23 protein-coding genes are annotated in these 22,049 nt (G+C 60.7%); 13 read left to right on the forward strand and 10 right to left on the reverse strand.

Features of this window, described 5'->3' with window-relative positions:
* Positions 1 to 314: 314 nt before the first annotated feature.
* Positions 315 to 662, reverse strand: coding sequence for a hypothetical protein (locus tag AFK66_RS12965; protein WP_230582699.1), 348 nt, complete (start codon positions 660 to 662; stop codon positions 315 to 317).
* Between the two features lie 61 nt (positions 663 to 723).
* On the opposite strand from AFK66_RS12965, the gene AFK66_RS12970 reads away from it, so the two are divergent.
* Positions 724 to 1,431, forward strand: coding sequence for an ABC transporter ATP-binding protein (locus AFK66_RS12970; protein WP_007782046.1), 708 nt, complete (start codon positions 724 to 726; stop codon positions 1,429 to 1,431).
* On the opposite strand, the gene bioD is transcribed toward AFK66_RS12970, so the two are convergent.
* Genes bioD through bioB form a run of 4 tightly spaced genes read right to left on the reverse strand, consistent with a single transcriptional unit; the run spans position 1,428 to position 5,034 of the window.
* Positions 1,428 to 2,111, reverse strand: coding sequence for a dethiobiotin synthase (gene bioD, locus AFK66_RS12975; RefSeq protein WP_007782043.1), 684 nt, complete (start codon positions 2,109 to 2,111; stop codon positions 1,428 to 1,430). The genes AFK66_RS12970 and bioD overlap by 4 nt on opposite strands.
* Positions 2,104 to 2,862, reverse strand: coding sequence for a malonyl-ACP O-methyltransferase BioC (gene bioC / locus AFK66_RS12980; RefSeq protein ID WP_023899117.1), 759 nt, complete (start codon positions 2,860 to 2,862; stop codon positions 2,104 to 2,106). The genes bioD and bioC overlap by 8 nt, the downstream gene beginning before the upstream one ends.
* Positions 2,846 to 3,997 carry an 8-amino-7-oxononanoate synthase gene (gene bioF / locus AFK66_RS12985; protein WP_007782038.1) on the reverse strand — a complete coding sequence of 384 codons (1,152 nt, stop codon included), beginning with the start codon at positions 3,995 to 3,997 and terminating at the stop codon, positions 2,846 to 2,848. Before bioF ends, bioC begins: the two co-directional genes overlap by 17 nt.
* The gene (gene bioB / locus AFK66_RS12990) at positions 3,994 to 5,034 is read right to left on the reverse strand and encodes a biotin synthase BioB (RefSeq protein ID WP_004385710.1); all 1,041 of its coding nucleotides are present in this window, start codon (positions 5,032 to 5,034) and stop codon (positions 3,994 to 3,996) included. Before bioB ends, bioF begins: the two co-directional genes overlap by 4 nt.
* 81 nt (positions 5,035 to 5,115) lie before the next feature.
* Here bioB and bioA point away from each other — a divergent pair, with 81 nt between their 5' ends.
* The 4 genes from bioA (at position 5,116) to AFK66_RS13010 (ending at position 9,069) form a co-directional block, all read left to right on the forward strand.
* A complete protein-coding gene (gene bioA / locus AFK66_RS12995; protein WP_023899118.1) occupies positions 5,116 to 6,408 on the forward strand; it encodes an adenosylmethionine--8-amino-7-oxononanoate transaminase in 1,293 nt (430 codons plus the stop codon).
* 67 nt (positions 6,409 to 6,475) lie between these two features.
* The gene (locus AFK66_RS13000; RefSeq protein ID WP_007782028.1) at positions 6,476 to 7,156 is read left to right on the forward strand and encodes a type 1 glutamine amidotransferase domain-containing protein; all 681 of its coding nucleotides are present in this window, start codon (positions 6,476 to 6,478) and stop codon (positions 7,154 to 7,156) included.
* A 13-nt stretch (positions 7,157 to 7,169) separates the two neighbouring features.
* Complete coding sequence (locus AFK66_RS13005) at positions 7,170 to 7,646, forward strand: kinase inhibitor (protein ID WP_007782025.1); 477 nt, start codon at positions 7,170 to 7,172, stop codon at positions 7,644 to 7,646.
* 112 nt (positions 7,647 to 7,758) lie between these two features.
* A complete protein-coding gene (locus AFK66_RS13010) occupies positions 7,759 to 9,069 on the forward strand; it encodes a putative acyl-CoA thioester hydrolase (RefSeq protein ID WP_007782023.1) in 1,311 nt (436 codons plus the stop codon).
* 185 nt (positions 9,070 to 9,254) lie between these two features.
* On the opposite strand, the gene pgl is transcribed toward AFK66_RS13010, so the two are convergent.
* Positions 9,255 to 10,256 carry a 6-phosphogluconolactonase gene (gene pgl / locus AFK66_RS13015; protein WP_023899121.1) on the reverse strand — a complete coding sequence of 334 codons (1,002 nt, stop codon included), beginning with the start codon at positions 10,254 to 10,256 and terminating at the stop codon, positions 9,255 to 9,257.
* Positions 10,257 to 10,407: 151 nt separating this feature from the next.
* Here pgl and AFK66_RS13020 point away from each other — a divergent pair, with 151 nt between their 5' ends.
* Positions 10,408 to 11,226, forward strand: a complete 819-nt coding sequence (locus AFK66_RS13020; protein ID WP_007782004.1) for a pyridoxal phosphatase — start codon at positions 10,408 to 10,410, stop codon at positions 11,224 to 11,226.
* Here AFK66_RS13020 and modC read toward each other — a convergent pair.
* The 4 genes from modC to AFK66_RS21535 form a co-directional block, all read right to left on the reverse strand.
* Positions 11,223 to 12,281 carry a molybdenum ABC transporter ATP-binding protein ModC gene (modC, locus tag AFK66_RS13025; protein ID WP_007782003.1) on the reverse strand — a complete coding sequence of 353 codons (1,059 nt, stop codon included), beginning with the start codon at positions 12,279 to 12,281 and terminating at the stop codon, positions 11,223 to 11,225. The genes AFK66_RS13020 and modC overlap by 4 nt on opposite strands.
* A complete protein-coding gene (gene modB / locus AFK66_RS13030; RefSeq protein ID WP_007782000.1) occupies positions 12,281 to 12,973 on the reverse strand; it encodes a molybdate ABC transporter permease subunit in 693 nt (230 codons plus the stop codon). The genes modC and modB overlap by 1 nt, the downstream gene beginning before the upstream one ends.
* A complete protein-coding gene (modA, locus tag AFK66_RS13035) occupies positions 12,970 to 13,746 on the reverse strand; it encodes a molybdate ABC transporter substrate-binding protein (protein WP_007781997.1) in 777 nt (258 codons plus the stop codon). Before modA ends, modB begins: the two co-directional genes overlap by 4 nt.
* A 144-nt stretch (positions 13,747 to 13,890) precedes the next feature.
* The gene (locus AFK66_RS21535; protein ID WP_004386739.1) at positions 13,891 to 14,040 is read right to left on the reverse strand and encodes an AcrZ family multidrug efflux pump-associated protein; all 150 of its coding nucleotides are present in this window, start codon (positions 14,038 to 14,040) and stop codon (positions 13,891 to 13,893) included.
* Between the two features lie 128 nt (positions 14,041 to 14,168).
* On the opposite strand from AFK66_RS21535, the gene modE reads away from it, so the two are divergent.
* The 7 genes from modE to gpmA all read left to right on the forward strand — a co-directional run bounded on the left by modE (position 14,169) and on the right by gpmA (position 21,949).
* A complete protein-coding gene (gene modE / locus AFK66_RS13040; protein WP_007781994.1) occupies positions 14,169 to 14,960 on the forward strand; it encodes a molybdenum-dependent transcriptional regulator in 792 nt (263 codons plus the stop codon).
* A 71-nt stretch (positions 14,961 to 15,031) separates the two neighbouring features.
* Positions 15,032 to 16,504 carry a molybdate ABC transporter ATP-binding protein ModF gene (gene modF / locus AFK66_RS13045; RefSeq protein WP_032983217.1) on the forward strand — a complete coding sequence of 491 codons (1,473 nt, stop codon included), beginning with the start codon at positions 15,032 to 15,034 and terminating at the stop codon, positions 16,502 to 16,504.
* Between the two features lie 225 nt (positions 16,505 to 16,729).
* On the forward strand, positions 16,730 to 17,746 hold the full coding sequence (gene galE / locus AFK66_RS13050) for a UDP-glucose 4-epimerase GalE (RefSeq protein ID WP_032983216.1): 1,017 nt from the start codon (positions 16,730 to 16,732) through the stop codon (positions 17,744 to 17,746).
* A 10-nt stretch (positions 17,747 to 17,756) separates the two neighbouring features.
* Positions 17,757 to 18,803, forward strand: a complete 1,047-nt coding sequence (gene galT / locus AFK66_RS13055) for a galactose-1-phosphate uridylyltransferase (protein WP_023899127.1) — start codon at positions 17,757 to 17,759, stop codon at positions 18,801 to 18,803.
* Between the two features lie 2 nt (positions 18,804 to 18,805).
* Positions 18,806 to 19,954: a galactokinase gene (gene galK, locus AFK66_RS13060; RefSeq protein ID WP_007781965.1), complete on the forward strand. Its 1,149-nt coding sequence runs from the start codon at positions 18,806 to 18,808 to the stop codon at positions 19,952 to 19,954.
* Positions 19,948 to 20,988 (forward strand): galactose-1-epimerase, encoded by a 1,041-nt coding sequence (gene galM / locus AFK66_RS13065; protein WP_004386743.1) that lies wholly within the window; start codon positions 19,948 to 19,950, stop codon positions 20,986 to 20,988. Before galK ends, galM begins: the two co-directional genes overlap by 7 nt.
* A 208-nt stretch (positions 20,989 to 21,196) precedes the next feature.
* Positions 21,197 to 21,949, forward strand: coding sequence for a 2,3-diphosphoglycerate-dependent phosphoglycerate mutase (gene gpmA / locus AFK66_RS13070; protein WP_007706899.1), 753 nt, complete (start codon positions 21,197 to 21,199; stop codon positions 21,947 to 21,949).
* Positions 21,950 to 22,049: the final 100 nt, after the last annotated feature.

The raw sequence follows: 22,049 nt of genomic DNA on the forward strand, positions 1-22,049 counted from the left end.
ATAAAACACTATACGAGGGCGGTTATCCCCAAAATTTTTTATCCTTTAACATTTGTCAAGCGAGGCCATGATACTTTTGTTGCAGCAGATGACACTTTTCCTTCAGCGCTTGCTTTTAAATAACCCGTTAATTTTAAAATGATTTCCTGAAAAGACGGCTTTCGCGCCAGATCGGGTGCAAGCCGCATCGGCTCTCGCTTACGGCGCGTTTTCTAACTCTAATACACAAGGTTATCCACAGGAATAGTGGATAACTGCGTCCAGCCCTGAAAGCGCGCCGCATCGCCGCTTCGCATCACTCGCCCGCGTCTGGCTCAGAAAAAAATTTTCCCGGTGGGTTTTGAAGTATTTTCCTTGCTTTCCGCGCGGCGCTTTGCGCGATCCTTTTCACATATTTCTGCTTTGCTTTTGCGCAACGCTGCACCAAAACCACGCCCTGACCAGCACTCAAAATGTGCACGCCGCCCGGCTTTTTCCAGGATAACCCACTGCGCCTGACGCAGGCTTTCAGGTTTAGTCTCAATTTCAGACGCGATCGAAGGGCATTTCACTGGCTGGCAAGAGAATTGCAGTATCCCGTTTACCGGAACTACACCCTCTTCCCGTCGTTGGCGGGAAGCGACTGCAGGACGCACGGGCAGGCCGGGGAAGTCATCGCGCACGCGGCATCAGAGCACGTGCGCTAACGCTGTTTTCCGATACCCTGTCTGAAGGAGAAGCGCCATGTTAAGTCTGCACGCAGTTAACCACTTTTACGGCACGCAGCATACGCTGTGGGACGTCAGCCTCGATCTTCTGCCCGGCGAGTGCACCTGCGTTATCGGCGCGCCGGGCATGGGAAAAACCACGCTGCTGAACTGCGTGGCAGGCTATCTGCCGGTTAAGAGCGGCAGCATGCTCTGGCATGAGGCTGGCGCCGCGCCGCAGGAATTAATGCGCGTCGGCCCGGACGCCCGCGCGGCGCTCGGCATCCGCTACGTGCCCCAGGAGCGGCGCTATTTTTCACAGCTGACGGTGGAAGAGAATCTGCATATCGCGCTGCGGGCACAGCCCGAGACCGCGGCCAGCCCGGAGCCGGTGTTTGAACTGTTGCCGACGCTCTGGACACATCGCCACACCCAGGCCGCCGGGCTTGCGCCGGAAGTCGCACTCCAGCTGACGCTCGCCCAGGCGCTGGTGACGCGGCCACGGCTGCTGATTCTGGATGAGCCGACGCGCGGCCTCGGGCAGGCGTTCATTCCGAGGCTTGCGGATCTGCTGACACGGCTTAGCCGCGAATGGGGAATGAGCCTGTTAGTGGTGGAGCGCCATCTGTCTTTTATCCGCCGGATAGCGGATCGCTTCTGCCTGCTGCACCGCGGGCGCGCCGTGGCCCGCGGTAGCGCGGCGCAGTTAACCGATGCGCGGCTTATGCACTGGATAACGCCCTAGCGCGTCAGTTTGCTGAGATCAATCCACTGCGCGGCAGGCGTCACGTCAGGCTCGGCCCCCAGCCACGGAATTTCGCCGAGCATAGGGGCCGGTAACAGACGCTCAAGCGTGGCGAGATACTCCTGATGACGGCGGCCTGGCGGCTGCACATCGTTCGCCACCCAGCCCGCGAGACGCAGGCCCGCGGCCTGTACCGCCTGCGCAGTCAGCAGCGCGTGGTTGATGCAGCCAAGCTTAACGCCGACCACTAAAATCACCGGCAGGCGCTCCTGCTGCACCCAGTCGGCGAACGTCGCGTCGTCAGAGAGCGGCGTAAACCAGCCGCCTGCGCCTTCCACCTGCACCCAGTCGGCGAGCGGCTCCAGCGCGCGCAGGCCAGCGGACATCACCGTGAAATCAATCGGCAGCCCCTCTTCCTGGCTTACGATATGCGGCGAGGTTGGCTCTTCGAACGTCAGCGGGTTCACCTGCTCGTAGCGCAGCGCCACGCTGCTGTGGCGCTGCAACGCCAGCGCGTCGCTGTTGCGAAGCCCCTGCGGCGTGATATCGCTGCCGGAGGCGACCGGCTTATAGCCTGCGGTGCTAAAGCCTGCGGCTTTCGCGGCCTCCAGCAGCGCGCAGCTCGCGATAGTTTTGCCTACTTCCGTGTCGGTTCCGGTAATAAACCAGCGTTCAGTCACGTTCAATTACTCCAGAAATCAGTTGGTAAGTCAGCGGAAAACGCCCGTCCTGACGCGGCCAGGCGTCTTCAAGCATACGAAGCTCGCGGCGCGTGAGCGTGCGGCTGTCACGCCCGGCGTGCAGATGCGTGGCACCGATGCCCTTGAGCGACTGCATGGCGCTGAGCGCATCGCCAAAGAGCAGCGTCACGGGATGCTGGCGCAGCGTCATGCGTGCATCAGGAGCGGCAGCGTGAACCGCGTCGGCGCTCGCGAAACGGTTAGCGTGCGGACGGTCGTCCACCGCCGCCCACGCCTGATGCAGCTCGCCAAGCGAGCCGTGCGCCAGCGTGCTGAACGCCACGCGGCCGCCAGGGCGCGCCACGCGCAGCATCCCGGCGAGCGCGCCTGACAGGCTCTGGCACCACTGCACCGCCAGATTGCTCCACACCAGGTCAAAACTGCCTTCGGCAAACGGCAGCGCCTCGATATCGCCCTGCACGTAGCAGTGCGCCGCGCCGCGTTCGCGGGCGCGCGCCAGCATGGCCGGGCTTAAATCAAACGCCGTGACGTCGCAGCCGCGCGCGCGCCAGTCGAGGCTGCCTGCGCCGGTGCCGCAGCCGGCATCCAGCACCGTGTTAATGCCCTGCGCGCCACAGTGTTCAGCCAGCAACTGCGCGCTCTGGCGCTGAAGCGCCGCAAAATCGTCATAGGTTTGCGCCGCGCGGCCAAACGCCGCCGCCACCGCGCGTTTATCAACGGCAACAGTCATATAACGCCTCCAGCAGCGCGTCGATGTCGTCATCCTGATGCGCGGCGCTGAGCGTCAGGCGCAGGCGCGCCGTACCCGCTGGCACGGTCGGCGGGCGAATGGCTGTGACCCAGCAGCCGCGTTCGCGCAGCTTTTCCGCAAGCGCCAGCGCGGCACCGTTCTCACCGACAATCAGCGGCTGAATGGCGGTCTGCGAATCGGCAAGCGTCAGCGGTAGCTGCGACGCGCCCGCGCGAAACCGCGCGATGTTGCGCGCAAGCCGCGCGCGTAAGTCGTCGCCCTCGCGAATAACCGTTAAGGCCGCGTTCAGCGCACAGGCCTGGGCGGCGGGCATCGCGGTGCTGTAGATGAGATGGCGCGCGGTTTGCAACAGATAGTCCGCCATCGGCGCGCTGCACAAGAGCGCCGCGCCGCTCAGCCCGAAGGCTTTGCCAAATGTCACCAGCAGCAGATCGGGCCGGATGCCCGCCACATCGCAGCTGCCCCGCCCTTCGCGCCCCAGCACGCCGACGCCGTGGGCGTCATCCACCATCATCAGCGTCTGCGCGCCCTGCGAGATGCCTGCGATATCCGCCAGCGGCGCGCTGTCGCCATCCATGCTGAACACCCCTTCGGTAAAGACGAGCGTCAGTCCGTCGCAGGGTTTGTCCAGCAGGGCTGCGAGCGCGCCCGAATCGTTATGCGCGAAGCGGCGCAGCGTCGCCGGGCTGAGGCTTGCGGCTTCGAGCAGCGAGGCGTGGCTTAAACGGTCGGCGAGAATGCGGTCAGGCTGCTGCATCAGCGCGGCGACCACCGCCTGATTGGCGGCGAAGCCGGAGATAAACAGCAGCGCGCGGTCAAAGCCGAGCCACTGCGCCAGCGCGTTTTCCAGCGACTGATGCGCGTCGCTGTAGCCGCTGACGTGGCCGGACGCGCCGCTTCCCACGCCATATGTCTGCGCGCCCTGTTGCCAGGCCGCGATGAGCGCCGGGTGCTGGCTTAAGCCCAGATAGTCGTTGCCGGAAAAGTTACGGTAGCGCACGCCCTGATGCACCAGCGCGCCGCCGGGCGCGGGTGTGCAGACGACGCGGCGGCGCAGGCTGTGGCTGGCTTCGCGCGCGCTCAGCGTTGCATCGATTCTCGCCTGCCAGGTCATACCGCCGCCGCGTTGTAGTATTGCTGGTTATCCGCGTCGCGCAGCGCGTGCTCCAGGCGTTCCTGCTGCTCGTTATCGCCCGCCAGCACCGCCGTCTGCTGCGGGTTGAGGCCCAGCTTGCGGAACAGTTGCAAATCTTTGTCCTCTTCCGGGTTCGGGGTGGTCAGCAGTTTGCAGCCGTAGAAAATCGAGTTGGCCCCCGCCATAAAGCACATCGCCTGGGTCTGCTCGTTCATCTGCTCGCGACCGGCGGAGAGGCGCACGTAAGACGTCGGCATCATGATGCGCGCCACCGCGATAGTGCGGATGAAATCAAACGCGTCGACATCCTCGTTATCGGCAAGCGGCGTGCCCTTGACCTTCACCAGCATGTTGATCGGCACGCTTTCCGGCGGCGTCGGCAGGTTGGCGAGTTGCAGCAGCAGCCCGGCGCGGTCGGTGACGGTTTCGCCAAGCCCCACGATGCCGCCGGAACAGACCTTAATGCCCGCCTCGCGCACTTTCTCCAGCGTATCGAGACGCTCCTGATAGGTGCGCGTGGTGATGATGTTGCCGTAGAACTCCGGCGAGGTGTCGAGGTTGTGGTTGTAGTAATCGAGGCCCGCTTCGCCGAGGCGCTGCGCCTGATCGTCGCTCAGCGTGCCGAGCGTCATGCAGGTTTCCAGGCCCAGCGCTTTAACGCCCTGCACCATCTGCTCCAGGTACGGCATATCGCGGTCGTTCGGGTTTTTCCAGGCAGCGCCCATGCAGAAGCGCGTCGAACCCGCCGCTTTGGCCTTGCGCGCGGAATCGAGCACCTGCTCCACTTCCATCAGGCGCTCGGCCTCAAGGCCGGTTTTGTAACGTGCGCTCTGCGGGCAGTATTTGCAGTCTTCCGGGCAGGCGCCGGTTTTGATCGACAGCAGCGTGCTGACCTGCACCTGGCGCGGATCGAAGTGCTGGCGGTGCACCTGTTGCGCTTCAAACAGCAGATCCAGCAGCGGTTTTTCAAATAGTTCAGTGACTTGCGACAAAGTCCAGCGTGAAAGGTGAGCCATCGGGCGTCTCCAAAGGGTTTTATTTATCTGGGTTATGGATATACTCGTAAACCTAAATCTTTTTAAAATGGTTTACAAGTCATGTTAACACCCGCCGATCTCGCCTTCGATCGTGACCATATCTGGCACCCTTACACCTCCATGAGCGCGCCGCTGCCGGTCTACCCGGTGACGCACGCCGCCGGCTGCGAACTGCATCTGGCGAGCGGCGAACGGCTGGTGGATGGTATGTCGTCGTGGTGGGCCGCCATTCACGGCTATAACCATCCGCGCCTCAACGCGGCGATGAAAACCCAGATTGACGCGATGTCGCACGTCATGTTTGGCGGCATTACCCACCCCGCCGCAATAGCCCTGTGCCGCAAGCTGGTGGCGATGACCCCGGAGGATCTCGAGTGCGTATTTCTTGCCGACTCCGGCTCGGTGGCGGTGGAAGTGGCGATGAAAATGGCGTTGCAGTACTGGCATGCCCGCGGCGAGCCGCGCCAGCGCTTTCTGACCTTCCGCCACGGCTACCACGGCGACACCTTCGGCGCGATGTCGGTGTGCGATCCGGATAACTCGATGCACAGTCTCTGGAAGGGCTACCTGCCGGAAAACCTCTTCGCGCCTGCGCCGCAGAGCCGCTTTGACGGCGAGTGGGATGAGCGAGATCTCGCGCCATTCGCCCGCCTGCTGGCCGCGCACCGCCATGAGATAGCCGCGGTTATCCTGGAACCGATTGTGCAGGGCGCAGGCGGCATGCGGATGTATCACCCGGAGTGGCTTAAGCGCATCCGCCGCATGTGCGATCGCGAAGGGATTTTGCTTATCGCCGATGAGATAGCGACCGGCTTTGGCCGCACCGGCAGGCTGTTCGCCTGCGAGCACGCGGGCGTGACGCCGGATATTCTCTGTCTTGGCAAGGCGCTGACCGGCGGCACGATGACGCTTTCCGCCACCCTCACCACGCGGCATGTCGCCGAAACTATCAGCAACGGCGAGGCGGGCTGTTTTATGCATGGCCCGACGTTTATGGGCAATCCGCTCGCCTGCGCAGTGGCGGCCGAGAGCCTGGCGCTGCTGGAAACCGGCGAGTGGCGCGCGCAGGTCGCGGCCATTGAGCAGCAACTGCGCGATGAGCTGACGCCGTGTCGTGAGCTGCCGCAGGTCGCCGATGTGCGCGTGCTCGGCGCTATCGGCGTCGTGGAAACCACCGCGCCGGTCGAGATGGCCGCGCTTCAGCGCTTTTTCGTGGAACAGGGCGTCTGGGTGCGCCCGTTTGGCCGCCTGATTTACCTGATGCCGCCCTATATCATCACGCCTGAACAGCTCACGCAGCTTACCCGCGCGGTGTGCGAGGCCGTGAAAAACCCGCCGTTTTTCAGACAGTGAGCGCCCGGCAAGCCGTGAGGGATGCACTACACTTTCAGGATTTGCGATAAACAACCAGGAGAGCGCGATGAAGATTCTGATGGTACTGACTTCCCACGACAAACTGGGTGATACCGGGAAAAAGACCGGCTTCTGGCTGGAAGAGTTTGCGGCGCCTTACTTTGTGTTTCGCGACGCGGGGATCGACGTGACGCTCGCCACGCCGCAGGGCGGCCAGCCGCCGCTCGATCCGAAAAGCGACGAGCCGGATGCGCAGACCGCCGACACCCGACGTTTTCGTGAAGATCCTGAGGCCCAGGCGGCGCTGGCGAATACCGCGCGGCTTGATGAAATCAACGCCGACGAGTATGACGCGCTGTTTTATCCGGGCGGCCACGGCCCGCTGTGGGATCTCGCCGATCACCCGATTTCCATCGCGCTTATCGAACACTACTGGGGCAGCGGCAAGCCGGTCGCGACGGTGTGCCACGCGCCGGGCGTGTTGCGTCATGTGAAAAAGCCCGACGGCAGCCCGTTGGTGGAAGGCAAACGCGTCACCGGCTTTACCAACAGCGAAGAAGAGGCGGTCGGGCTGACAAATGTCGTGCCGTTCCTCGTGGAAGATGCGCTCAAGGAGGCGGGCGGCCAGTTTGAGCGCACCGATGACTGGGGCGTGCATGTGGTCGTTGACGGGCATCTGGTGACCGGCCAGAACCCGGCCTCTTCCGCGGCGACTGCCGAAGCGCTGTTAAAATTGCTTCATCTGTAAGCGGGGAAACGGCATGAAGTTAATCAGTGTGAATTTTAACGACGGGGATAAACTCCCCGCCCGCCACGTGTTTAACGGCATGGGCTACGAGGGCGATAATATTTCACCCCATCTCACCTGGGATGAGGTGCCGCCCGGCACGAAAAGTTTTGTGGTGACCTGTTACGATCCTGACGCGCCTACCGGCTCCGGCTGGTGGCACTGGATCGTTGCGAATCTGCCCGCCGATACCCGTGTGCTGCCGCAGGGCGCAGGGTCTGGCCAGGCGGAACTGCCGGACGGCGCTATCCAGACGCGCACCGATTTTGGCACCGCTGGCTATGGGGGCGCGGCCCCGCCAAAAGGGGAAACACACCGCTATATTTTCACGGTGCATGCGCTGGATGTGGAGCGCATCGACGTTGATGAAAACGCCAGCGGCGCGATGGTCGGGTTTAATGTGCACTTCCACCGGCTCGCCAGCGCCTCGCTGACGGCGCATTACATCTGAATCATTTTGAAGCCGGTTATCACAATCGGCTTCCCGTTTCGCTCAACTTAGTATAAAAAAGCAGGCTCTTGTGCGTTCCCCCATTTTAAACAGGCTTAGCAAGGAGCAACCCTTGAACACATTTTCGGTTTCCCGTCTGGCGCTGGCGTTCGCTTTTGGCGTGACACTGACTGCATGCAGCTCAACGCCACCGGACCAACGTCCTTCTGAACAACGCGCGCCGGGTACGTCGGCTCGCCCGGTGCTGTCTGCGGATGAAGCGAAAAATTTCGTCCCGGCCCGCTATTTCTCCAATGTCGATCCGAATGCCGCGCCGTGGGCGCCCTCCCCGATTCGACTGCCTGAAAAAGCGGACTTTGTGGTCGGCCAGGCGGGCGAGCAGGGCGTGACCCACACCAGCATTCAGGCGGCCGTTGACGCCGCTATTGCGCGCCACGCGACGGCACGTCAGTACATCGCTGTGCTCCCCGGCACCTATGAAGGCACCGTTTACGTGCCTGCGGCACCGGGCAGCGTGACGATTTACGGCACCGGCGAAAAACCGCTGGATGTGAAAATCAGCGCCGCGCTGGACAGCGAAATGGATGCCAACACCTGGCGTCGTACCGTGAACCCGTCCGGCAAATATATGCCCGGCAAACCGGCCTGGTATATGTTCGATAACTGCCAGAACCGCCGCAACGGCACCGTCGGCCTGATGTGTTCCGCGGTGTTCTGGTCGCAGAATAATGGCCTGCAACTGCAAAACCTGACCATCGAAAACAGCCTCGGCGACGCCGCAGGCGAAGGTCAGCACCAGGGTGTCGCGCTGCGTACCGATGGCGACCGCGTGCAGATCAACAAAGTGAATGTCCTGGGCCGCCAGAATCCGTTCCTGGTGACCAACAGCGATATCCGCAACCGCTTCACGCCGGATCGTCTGACCCGCACGCAGGTGACGAACAGCTACGTGGAAGGCGATGTGGATCTGGTCGCGGGCCGCAGCGCGGTAGTGTTTGATAACACCGAATTCCGCGTGGTGAACACACGTACCCAGAAAGAAGGTTATGTGTTTGCGCCAGCGACCATGCCGAACTTCTATTACGGCTTCCTCGCCGTGAACAGCCGCTTTGTGGCGGCAGGTGAAGGCGTGGCGCAGCTTGGCCGCGCATGGGATATGGACGCGAGCGCCAATGGTTATACCCCAGGCCAGACGCCGAACGGTCAGGTGGTTATCCGCGACAGCGTGATTGACGCCGGTTTCAACACCGCGCAGCCGTGGGGCACCGCGCTCGGTTCACAGCGTCCGTTCACCGGCAACACCGGCGCGCAGGACGATAAAGGCAATATCCAGCGCGATCTGAACGATGCGAACGCCAACCGTCTGTGGGAATACAACAACCGCGGACTGGGCAGCAAAGTGGTTGCCGAACCGAAAAAGTAATCGCCCGGCATTAACGGACGTCAGAAAAAAGGGGGAGCAATCCCCCTTTTTCTTTGCCTGTTTGTTGACGCAAGGCAATCGCCTGACGGCGGCGGTCCGTATGATTAAAGCGTTGAGAACAACAGACGTGCAGGGTGGCTCACCACCGCCCATAAAAAACCTCGCCGCGGCGAGGTTTTTTATTTTTACGCGTCGAAGGCGTTAATGACGACCCACATCGGGCCCTGTCCTACTGCGTAACGGCCTTTCTCCGCGAGCAGCCCCTGCTCGCCTTCAATGCCGTAAACCGCAATGTGATGCGATTTCTGGCCGGCGGCAATCAGATACTGCCCGCTGTTGTCGATGTTGAAGCCGCGCGGCTGGGTTTCGGTTGGCTGGTGCCCCTGCACCGCCAGGACGCTGCCATCTTCAGAAACGGTGAAGACCGTAATGACGCTCGCGGTGCGGTCACAGGCGTAGAGATGACGGCCATCCGGCGTAATGTGAATATCCGCCGCCCAGCGGGTGTCGGAGAAATCGGCCGGCATCATATCCAGCGTCTGCACGCATTCAATGTTGCCGTGCGGATCGCTCAGCGCCCACACATCCACCGAGCTGTTCAGCTCATTCACACAGTAGGCGAACGGCTTGCTCGGGTGGAAGACCATATGGCGCGGCCCGGCGCCCGCGACGGTGGTGACTTCCGCTGGCGTTTGCGGCTCAAGGTGGCCATCGTCGGTCAGCGTAAACAGGCAGATGCGATCCTGCTTCAGCGCAGGCACCCACAGCGTGCGGTTATCCGGGGAGATATTCGCGGAGTGGCAGCCTTCCAGCCCTTCTACCACAGTGACGGTCTCGCCCGGCAGGCCGTCGTTCAGGCGCACCACGCTCACGCTGCCTGCGTTATAGGAGCCGCTGAACAGGAAACGACCGGTATGATCGGTCGAAATGTGCGTCGGGCTGCCCGGCAGCGGCGCTTCGCCCGCCTCGCTGAGCGTGCCGTCATGTGCGGCGATGCGATACGCGATAATGCGAAACTCCGGGCGCACGCCAACATAGAGGAAACGCTTGTCAGGACTGATGACCATCGGCTGAACCTGCCCTGGCGCATCCACCACCTGCAACAGCGTCAGCGTGCCCTGCGGCTCCAGACGCCAGACGTGGATCTGCTGGCTCTCCGGGCTTGCGGTATAAACGGTTTGTTTCATGAATACTCCTTGCTTCACTGAGCCTGAAAGACTGTTTCAAGGGTAGCGTGTTTTATCTTCCTGTGCCGACGCAGGCCTTGCGGGTTTTGCGCGACGTCTGTCGCGGTGTACCATCAACCGGATATTCTGACTGACGACTCTGGAAACCTGCATGACTTTTCGCGTAATCGCTCTCGACTTAGACGGCACATTGTTAACTGCTCAAAAAACCATCCTCCCGGAATCCCTCGACGCGCTGGCGCGCGCGAAAGCGGCCGGGCTGAAACCGGTGATCGTCACCGGGCGCCACCATAATGCCATCCACCCTTTTTATCAGGCACTGGCGCTCGATACACCTGCCATTTGTTGTAATGGCACTTATTTGTATGATTATCAAGCGGAAAAGGTCATTACGGCCGATCCGATGAGCCCGCAACAGGCTGAAGGGCTGCTGGAATTACTGAGCGACGCGGGAATCCCGGCGCTGATGTATATGGATGACGCGATGCTGTATGAACACGCCTGCGGCCATATCGAGCGCACCCAGAACTGGGCGCTGCGCCTGCCTGAAGCTCAGCGCCCGGTGTTCCGTCAGGTCGATTCGCTGCGCGAGGCGGCCCGCTCGGTGGAGAATATCTGGAAATTCGCGCTCACCGGGGAAGACATTCCGCGTCTGCAAAGCCTCGCGCTGACGATTGAGCGCGAGCTGGGCCTCGCCTGTGAGTGGTCATGGCACGATCAGGTGGATGTGGCCGCACCCGGCAACAGCAAAGGCAAACGCCTGGCGCAGTGGGTGGAATCGCAGGGATTATCGATGGATCAGGTGGTAGCCTTCGGGGATAACCATAACGACATCTCCATGCTGGAGCGCGCCGGGCTTGGCATCGCCATGGGCAACGCCGACGACATTGTGAAATCACACGCCGACAAAGTCATTGGCCCCAATAACGAGGCCAGCATTGCCGACGCGCTGCGTCAGTGGGTGCTTTAAGTCGTTATCGAGACGCTTTTTATCTGGGCGTAGAGCCACAGGCCGGGCTTGATGGCCAGTTCATCGCGCGCCCACGGGCTGATGCGCGCCCAGAGGGTGCGCGAGCCTACCTCCAGTTGCACTTCCACCTGCCCGTTGTCGTCGTAACACTGCGCCACACGGGCGCGCAGAATGTTGCGGATGCTGCTTTGCAGCGGCGGCTGTAACACCAGCGACACGTCAGACGCCTGAATGCGAATGCGCAGCGCCGTCTGAAGCGGCTTTTCGATACGGTTAACCCACAGGTGCTGATCGCCCAGCGCCAGCGCCGTCATCGCGTAATGCGGATGATGCTCAAGCACCGTGACTTTCAGCACGCTGCTCTGCTGCTCCGGCGGCAGCCAGGGGTGCATCACGCTGCTGCCCCAGATATCCTCCAGGCTACCGAACGCTTTCACCTCGCCCTGCTCCAGCACCAGCACTTTATCGGCCAGATGCAGGATCTCCTCCAGCGAATGGCTGACATAGAGCATGGGGATATTGATTTCGCGCGCCAGTCGTTGCAGGTACGGCAGCAGCTCGCGCTTGCGCGGCACGTCGAGCGAGGCGAGCGGTTCGTCAAGCAGCAGCAATTCCGGCGCCGTCAGCAGCGCCCGGCCAATCGCCACGCGCTGTTTTTCACCGCCCGAGAGGGTCCCCGGCAAACGGTCGAGCAGCGGCTCGATGCCGAGCAGCGTCACCAGTTTGTCAAACTGCGCCGCCATCTCTTTCGCCATGCCATATTTCAGGTTGCCGCGCACGTTGTAGTGCGGGAAGAGCCGCGCATCCTGAAAGACATAACCGACGCGGCGTTTTTCCGGCGGCAGAAAAGTGTCGGTTTCGGTGTCGCTCAGCACGCGATCGTTTAAGACGATGCGCCCGTGCTGCGGGCGGGTCAGGCCGCTAATGGCGTTAATCAGCGAGGTTTTGCCCGCGCCCGACACGCCAAACACGGCGGTAATGCCGCTCCCCGGCAGAGTTTCGTTAACCGTCAGGCGATGCTTGCCGAGCACCTGGGTGAAATTGAGTTCCAGCATCAGGATGCCCCCAGACGGCGGCGGCTCTGGCGCGCCAGCCATTCAGAAAACATCAGCGAGCAGAGCGCCAGCACAATGGCGATAACGCACAGGCGCGCGGCGGCACCCTCGCCGCCCGGCGTCTGGATAAGCGTATACATCGCCGACGGCAGCGTGCGGGTTTCGCCAGGAATATTGGAAACAAAGGTAATGGTCGCGCCGAACTCACCGAGCGAGCGGGCAAAGGCCAGCACGGTGCCGACGATAATGCCGGGCAGCATCAGGGGCAGCGTGATAGTGAAAAAGACGCGCCAGCGGCCGGCACCGAGCGTACGGGCCGCGGCCTCAAGACGGATATCGACCGCCTCCAGCGAAAGGCGAATGGCGCGCACCATCAGCGGAAACGCCATCACCGCCGAGGCGAGCACCGCCCCGCGCCAGGTAAACGCGAGCGTGATGCCGAAGAGATCGTAAAGCCATTCGCCTATCAGACCGCGACGGCCAAACACCACCAGCAGCAGATAACCGACCACTACGGGCGGCAGCACCAGCGGCAGATGAACCACGCCGTCCAGAAGCGTTTTGCCCGGGAAGGTGCAGCGCACCAGCACCCAGGCGAGAAGAACCCCGAAGGGCAAACTGATAACTACCGCAAGCGTAGAGACTTTGAGGCTAAGCAGTACCGCCTGCCATTCGGGTTCCGTCAACATCATTGGCTGGTTGTAAATCCGTATCGTTTAAACACTGCGGCAGCTTCCGGGCCTTGCAGATAGTGGTAAAACGCGCTGACCGTCGGGTTGTTATGCCCGTCGATGATCGCCAGCGGGTATTCCACTTTCTGATGGGAATCCTCCGGGAAGGTGCCAACCACTTTCACACCGTGGCTTGCCACGGCGTCAGAACCATACACGATGCCCAGCGGGGCTTCGTTGCGCTCCACCAGCGCCAGCGCGCCGCGCACATCTTCCGACGGCGCGAGTTGCACAGAGAGCGTCTCCCACGCGCCGAGTTTTTGCAACGCCTCTTTGGCGTAAATCCCGGCCGGCACATGCGCCGGATCGCCCACCGCCAGACGGCCGCCTTTCAGCAGGCTTTTCCAGTCGGTGCTGCGGTTAATCACGATATCGCCCTGCGCGCTTTTTGCCGGTGCCATCACCACAAGACTATTGCCGAGCAGCGTTTTACGGCTCTGTGCGTCAATCGTTTTTTTATCAGCGGCGTAATCCATCCACTTCTGATCGGCGGAGATAAAAATATCCGCAGGTGCCCCCGCTTCAATCTGGCGCGCGAGCGTGGAAGAGGACGCGAACGACGAGACCACTTTCACCTGATGCCCTTTGGCATAGTCTTTAGCGATATCCTGCAGCGCGTTAGTCAGCGACGCGGCGGCGAACACCGTTACCGTGTTGTCCTGCGCCAGAGACGCGCCAACTGCGCCCGCGCTTAAGGTGACGCCGAGCGCCAGTTTTAACCACAATTTTGCCATGAGAGAGTCCTTACCGTTTCGTTATATATTAAATAATATAACGCTGCGGACAGGGTTTTCCCAGTAATTATCTATCGGCAAAAAAAGCGGCGGCTTGAGGGTTCAGAAAGGAAAACGCCCGGCAAAGCCGGGCGCGGGGGGGAATCAGCGGTGCTGTTTAGACTGGTCTTTGTGACCGATGCCGGAGAAGATATTGAACACTTCACCGAGGCCCCAGATTAACCCCAGGATCACGGCCATCACCACCGGCACCATAATCACGGCAAATGCCAGACTTTTCAACAACTCGAACATGGTTGCCTCCTGAAAACAGTAAACCGTCATTCTAGCGGCATTGGCACGAAACATCCTGCCCTTTTGTGCCATTTGCGCCAACCCGCCGCTTTCCTTCACAATAGTCTTTTGCCCGGCTGGAGGCCACCATGCAGGCCGATATTCTCCTTACGCTTAAACTGCACGACAAAATTTTTGCCGACCCGCGACGCATCCATCTGCTGAAACAGGTGGCGCTGACGGGCTCCATCAGTCAGGGCGCGAAACTCGCGGGCATCAGCTATAAAAGCGCGTGGGACGCCATCAACGAGATGAACCAGCTTGGCGATAAACTCCTGGTGGAACGCGCCACCGGCGGCAAAGGCGGCGGCGGCGCGCAGGTGACGCCTTACGGCGAGCGGCTTATCGCACTCTACGATTTGCTGGGGCAGATCCAGCAAAAGGCGTTTGACGCGCTTTCTGACGACGCGCTGCCGCTGGACAGCCTGCTGGCCGCCATCGCCCGCTTCTCGCTGCAAACCAGCGCCCGCAATCAGTGGTTCGGCGAAGTCGTCAGCCGCGACGCCTGCCCGGTTCAGGAAACTATTGAGATTGCACTCGCCGGGAGCGGCACGCGGATCAACGCCGCGGTCACTACGCAGAGCGCCGAGCGGCTGGCGCTTTCGCCGGGCAAAGAGGTGCTGGCGCTCGTTAAAGCGCCGTGGGTGCATCTCACCCGCGATCCGCAGGAGGCCGCCCATGCCGATAACCAGCTCGCCGGCACCATCAGCCATATCGCCCGTACCCCGCAGCACTGTGAAATTCTCCTGACGCTGCATGACGGGCAGACGCTCTGCGCCACGCTGACGCCGGAAGCCGCGCAGGCGTTAGACCCGCAGGAAGGCCTGCCGGTGACGGCCTGGTTTAACGCCGACAGCGTGATCGTCGCCACCCTCTGTTAGCACGCGACGTTGACATTGCGCCGTGAAAAACGTATCCCTGTGGTTTTGCGCTGCAAAAAATGGGATACGGGATGACAACGTTGCAAATTATGCAAGGCACGTTTCGCATTGGCGATACGCGCGCGCTTCATATTGAGGATCTGACCATCCAGGCGGGCGAAAGCTGGGCGTTTGTCGGCGCTAACGGCAGCGGGAAATCGTCCCTTGCGCGGACGCTGGCGGGCGAACTCATCACAGAAAAAGGCGAGCGCGTTTGTCACTTCTCCCGCATCGCCCTGCTCTCGTTTGAACAGTTGCAAAAGCTGGTCAGCGCCGAGTGGCAGCGTAATAACACCGATTTGCTAAGCCCCGATGAAGACGACACCGGGCGTACCACCGCGCAGATTATTCAGGATGAAATCCATGACCCGGCGCGCTGCGCGGCGCTGGCGGCGCGTTTCGGCATCGACGCGCTGCTGGCGCGGCGATTTAAATATCTCTCCACCGGCGAAACCCGCAAAACACTGCTCTGCCAGGCGCTGATGTCGCAGCCCGATTTACTGATCCTCGACGAGCCGTTTGATGGCCTCGACGTCGCCTCACGCGAACAGCTCGCGCAGCTGCTTGGCGAGCTGAATGCGCAGGGCCTGACGCTGGTGCTCATTCTGAACCGCTTTGATGAAATCCCCGATTTTGTGCAGCACGCGGGCGTGGTGGCGGACTGCACGCTGGTGGAGACAGGCGATAAAGCCACGCTCCTGAACCAGGCGTTAGTGGCGCAACTGGCTCACAGCGAGCGATTGTCGGGCGTGCAACTGCCGGAGGCGGACGCCCCCGCGGCGCGCCACACGCTCAATGCCAGCGAGCCGCGCATTGTGCTGCGCAACGGTGTGGTCTCGTATAACGACCGCCCGGTCCTCAACAACCTGAGCTGGACGGTGCGCCCCGGCGAACACTGGCAAATCGTCGGCCCCAACGGCGCGGGGAAATCGACGCTGTTAAGCCTCGTGACGGGAGACCATCCGCAGGGCTACAGCAATGACCTGACGCTCTTTGGCCGCCGTCGCGGCAGCGGCGAAACCATCTGGGATATCAAAAAGCATATCGGTTATGTGAGCAGCAGCCTGCATCTCGATTACCGCGTCAGCGCCTCGGTGCGCAGCGTGATCCTTTCCGGTTATTTCGACTCCATCGGCATTTATCAGGCCGTCTCGGACCGCCAGCAGCAGCTGACGCGCGAGTGGCTCGATATTCTCGGCATGGACGACGCCACCGCCGACGCGCCGTTTCACAGCCTCTCCTGGGGCCAGCAGCGGCTGGCGCTGATTGTACGCGCGCTGGTAAAACACCCGACGCTGCTGATCCTGGATGAGCCGTTGCAGGGACTCGACCCGCTGAACCGCCAGCTGGTGCGCCGTTTTGTGGATGTGTTGATTAGCGAAGGCGAAACGCAGCTGCTGTTTGTCTCGCACCACGCCGAAGACGCGCCGCAGTGCATGACCCACCGTTTAACCTTCATTCCTGACGGCGACAGCTACCGTTATCAGTTCGATACGCTGCGTTAACGCAGCGTTGTTACGCGGGCCGGGCGTTTCCCTGCCCGCGCCCCGCTGTCACTTTCAGATTACCTGCAAATGCGCGCTTCGCGTTTTGTTTTACAATGGCTTAGCGTTGTGAGCCAGATGAGTGAAAAGCAGTGTAAACGATTCCACTAATTTATCCCATGTCACACTTTTTAGCGCTCTGTTATGCTATGGTTAATACATACCATAAGCGTAATGGAGCCAAATATGCGAGTTCTGGTAACAGGTGGTAGCGGTTACATCGGAAGTCATACTTGTGTACAGCTGCTGCAAAACAATCACGATGTCGTCATTCTTGATAACCTCTGCAACAGCAAGCGCAGCGTTCTGCCGGTGATTGAGCGTCTGGGCGGTAAAGCCGCGACGTTTATCGATGGCGATATCCGCGATGAAGCGCTGCTGCGCGAGATTTTCCACGACTACGCCATCGACACGGTGATCCATTTCGCCGGTCTGAAGGCGGTCGGCGAATCCGTCGCGAAACCGCTGGAGTATTACGACAACAACGTCAACGGTACGCTGCGCCTGATCTCCGCGATGCGCGCTGCGGGCGTCACCAATTTTATTTTCAGCTCCTCCGCGACCGTTTACGGCGACCAGCCGAAAATCCCTTATGTCGAAAGTTTCCCGACCGGTACGCCGCAAAGCCCGTATGGCAAAAGCAAGCTGATGGTCGAGCAGATCCTGACCGACCTGCAAAAAGCCTGCCCGGAGTGGAGCATCGCGCTGCTGCGTTATTTCAATCCGGTCGGCGCGCATCCGTCAGGCGATATGGGCGAAGATCCGCAGGGCATCCCGAACAACCTGATGCCGTATATCGCGCAGGTGGCGGTCGGTCGTCGTGAGTCGCTGGCGGTTTTCGGTAACGATTACCCGACCAAAGACGGCACCGGCGTACGCGACTATATCCACGTCATGGATCTCGCCGACGGCCACGTGGCCGCGATGCAGCAACTGGCCGATAAGCCGGGCGTGCATATCTACAACCTCGGCGCGGGCGTCGGCAGCAGCGTGCTGGATGTCGTGAACGCGTTCAGCAAAGCCTGCGGCAAGCCTATCAATTATCATTTCGCGCCGCGCCGCGACGGCGACCTGCCCGCGTACTGGGCGGACGCCACTAAAGCAGACCAGGATCTGAACTGGCGCGTGACGCGTTCATTACAGGAAATGGCGGACGACACCTGGCGCTGGCAGTCACGTCATCCCCAAGGTTATCCCGATTAAAGGAAGTCAGATGGAACAGTTTAACCCCGTGGATCATCCGCACCGTCGTTATAACCCGCTGACCGGACAATGGATTCTGGTTTCGCCGCATCGCGCCAAGCGCCCCTGGCAGGGGGCGCAGGAGACGCCTGCGAAACAGACGCTGCCGCAGCACGATCCCGATTGTTTTCTCTGCCCCGGCAACACGCGTGTCACCGGGGATAAAAACCCGCAGTACACCGGCACCTATGTGTTTACCAACGATTTCGCCGCGCTGATGACCGATACGCCGGACGCGCCGCAAAGCGCCGATCCGCTGATGCGTCTTGAGAGCGCCCGCGGCACCAGCCGCGTGATTTGCTTCTCGCCGGATCACAGCAAAACGCTGCCGGAGCTGACGCTGCCCGCGCTCGAAGAAGTGGTGAATACGTGGCAGACGCAGACCGCCGAGCTGGGCAAAACCTACCCGTGGGTACAGGTGTTTGAAAACAAAGGCGCGGCGATGGGCTGCTCCAACCCGCATCCGCACGGTCAGATCTGGGCCAACAGCTTCCTGCCGAATGAAGCCGAGCGTGAAGACAGGCTGCAGCGCGACTATTTCGAACAGCAAGGCTCGCCGATGCTGGTGGATTACGCCCAGCGTGAACTGGCAGACGGCAGCCGCACCGTGGTGGAAACCGAACACTGGCTGGCGGTAGTGCCGTACTGGGCGGCCTGGCCGTTTGAAACGCTGCTGCTGCCGAAAACGCACATTCTGCGCATGACCGATCTGACTGACGCGCAGCGCAGCTGCCTTGCGGTGGCGCTGAAAAAACTCACCAGCCGCTACGACAACCTGTTCCAGACCTCGTTCCCCTACTCGATGGGCTGGCACGGCGCGCCGTTCAATGGTGAAGAGAACACGCACTGGCAGCTTCACGCCCACTTCTACCCGCCGCTGCTGCGCAGCGCCACGGTCCGTAAATTTATGGTGGGGTATGAAATGCTGGCGGAAACCCAGCGTGATTTAACCGCCGAACAGGCGGCAGAGCGCCTGCGCGCCGTCAGCGACGTCCACTTTCGCGAATCCGGAGAATAACAATGAGCCTGAAAGAAAAGACACACGCCCTGTTTGCCGAAAAATTCGGCTACCCTGCCACCACTCACATTCAGGCACCGGGCCGCGTTAACCTTATTGGCGAGCACACCGACTATAACGACGGTTTCGTGCTGCCGTGCGCTATCGATTACCAGACGGTGATCAGCTGCGCGAAGCGTGACGACCGCCGCGTGCGCGTCGTTGCTGCCGATTACGATAACCAAACCGATGAGTTTTCTCTTGATGAGCCGATCCTGACGCACGACAGCCAGCAGTGGTCGAACTATGTGCGCGGCGTGGTGAAGCATCTGCAACAGCGCGACCCTGGCTTCGGCGGTGCCGATCTGGTGATCAGCGGCAACGTGCCACAGGGCGCGGGCTTAAGCTCTTCCGCGTCGCTGGAAGTGGCGGTTGGCACCGTGTTCCGCCACCTCTATCACCTTTCGCTCGACGGCGCGCAGATCGCTCTGAACGGCCAGGAAGCGGAAAACCAGTTCGTCGGCTGCAATTGCGGCATCATGGATCAGCTGATTTCCGCGCTGGGCAAAAAAGACCATGCGCTGCTCATCGATTGTCGCAGCCTTGGCACCAAAGCCGTGCCGATGCCGCAGGGCGTCGCGGTCGTTATTATCAACAGTAATTTCAAACGCACGCTGGTCGGCAGCGAGTACAACACGCGCCGTGAGCAGTGCGAAACCGGCGCGCGTTTCTTCACGCAAAAAGCGCTGCGCGACGTGAGCCTGGATCAGTTTAACGCCGTGGCGCATGAGCTTGACCCGATTGTGGCTAAACGCGTGCGCCATGTGCTGACTGAAAACGCCCGTACCGTCGAAGCGGCTGACGCGCTGGCGAAAGGCGATCTGACACGCATGGGCGAACTGATGGCGGAATCTCACGCCTCGATGCGCGACGACTTTGAAATTACCGTTCCGCAGATCGATACTCTGGTGGAGATTGTGAAATCGGTTATCGGTGACAAAGGCGGCGTGCGCATGACGGGCGGCGGCTTTGGCGGCTGCGTCGTGGCGCTGGTGCCGGAAGCTATCGTGCCGGAAGTGCAGGCCGCTGTGGAAGCGCAATATGAAGCGCGCACCGGTATTAAAGAAACGTTTTACGTGTGCAAACCTTCAGAAGGAGCAGGTCTGTGCTAAAAGAGACGCCACAACTGGCCCCGGATGGCCAGCCGTATCGTATCTCCACCCTGCGCAACGCGGCAGGGATGGTCGTCACCGTGATGGACTGGGGCGCGACGCTGCTGTCGGCCCGCGTCCCGATGAAAGACGCCAGCGTGCGCGAAACGCTGCTGGGCTGCCCGAGCCCGGAAATCTGGCTGGAGCAGACCGCGTTTCTCGGCGCGTCGGTGGGCCGTTACGCCAACCGCATCGCGCAGTCACGCTTTACGCTCGATGGCGAGACGTATTCTCTTACGCCAAGCCAGGGCGAAAACCAGCTGCACGGCGGCCCGGAAGGGTTCGACAAACGCCGCTGGCGCATTGTGCGCCAGAACGGACAGGAAGTGCTTTATACGCTGGATTCGCAGGATGGCGACCAGGGTTATCCCGGCGAGCTGCGCGCCACCGCGCATTTCCGCCTGACCGACGATAACCGCATCAGCATTGAATACCGCGCCCGCGTGGATAAACCGTGCCCGGTCAATCTCACGAACCATGCCTATTTCAACCTGGACGGCGAGCAGAACGACGTGCGCGACCATCGCCTGCAACTCTTCGCCGAACGCTATCTGCCGGTTGATGAGCAGGGCATTCCGCGTGAGGGGCTGGCGGACGTGGCGGGAACCGGTTTTGATTTCCGCGAGCCGAAAAAAATCGCGCAGGATTTCCTGAAAGATGAAGGCCAGCAGCGCGTAAAAGGCTATGACCACGCCTGGCTGCTGGACGCGAAAGGCGATGTGAACCAGCCGGCGGCGCATGTCTGGTCGAGCGATGAAAAGCTCAAAATGACGGTCTATACCACCGCCCCTGCGTTGCAGTTCTACTCTGGCAACTATCTGGAAGGCACGCCTGCGCGCGAGCAGGGTACGTACAGCGCCTGGCAAGGGCTGGCGCTGGAGAGTGAATTCCTGCCGGACAGCCCTAATCACCCGGAATGGCCGCAGCCGGACTGCATTCTGCGCCCGGACCAGGAATACCAGAGCATCACGCAGTATCACTTTATTCCTCAGTAATCTTCAGCCCTCTTTCAAAGAGGGCTTTTTTTCGCCATTTTGCTGCTATTGCCGCCAGTTACTGACAAAAAAATCACGGCCCATTCACATGCGCCTTACACTGCACCGCTATTTTCGCTATGTTAAAGGTTTACGTTGCCGCTAACTTCAACACGGCAATATAATGATAACTGTTATCATTCAATCAGGCTTATGAAGGAGTAATACTATGGCTGTTACTAAGCTGGTTCTGGTTCGTCACGGTGAAAGCCAGTGGAACAACGAAAACCGCTTTACCGGTTGGTATGACGTTGACCTGTCTGAAAAAGGCGTCAGCGAAGCGAAAGCTGCGGGCAAGCTGCTGAAAGACGAAGGCTACAGCTTTGACTTTGCTTATACCTCCGTGCTGAAACGTGCCATCCACACGCTGTGGAACATCCTGGACGGGCTGGATCAGGCCTGGCTGCCGGTTGAAAAATCCTGGAAACTGAACGAGCGTCACTACGGTGCGCTGCAGGGTCTGAACAAAGCCGAAACCGCTGAAAAATACGGTGATGAGCAGGTGAAACAGTGGCGTCGCGGCTTCGCGGTGACTCCGCCGGCGCTGACCAAAGATGACGAGCGTTTCCCGGGCCACGATCCGCGTTACGCGAAACTGAGCGAGCAGGAGCTGCCGCTGACCGAGAGCCTGGCGCTGACCATCGATCGCGTTATTCCTTACTGGAATGAAACCATTCTGCCGCGCCTGAAAAGCGGTGAGCGCGTGATTATCGCCGCTCACGGTAACTCCCTGCGTGCGCTGGTGAAATACCTGGATAACATGAGCGAAGAAGAGATTCTTGAGCTGAACATCCCGACCGGCGTACCGCTGGTGTATGAGTTTGACGAGAACTTCAAACCGATTAAACACTACTATCTGGGCAATGCTGACGAGATCGCAGCGAAAGCGGCGGCTGTCGCAAACCAGGGTAAAGCGAAGTAATTCGCAACCGTAAGGTGTGCAAAAGGCGTGGTGAAAACCACGCCTTTTTTATTGGCGGGGACGGTGGGAGGATATGACGGGTGCGCTTCGAGTGGGACGG

Origin of the sequence: Cronobacter malonaticus LMG 23826, from assembly GCF_001277215.2 — a bacterium.
GTDB lineage: Bacteria > Pseudomonadota > Gammaproteobacteria > Enterobacterales > Enterobacteriaceae > Cronobacter > Cronobacter malonaticus.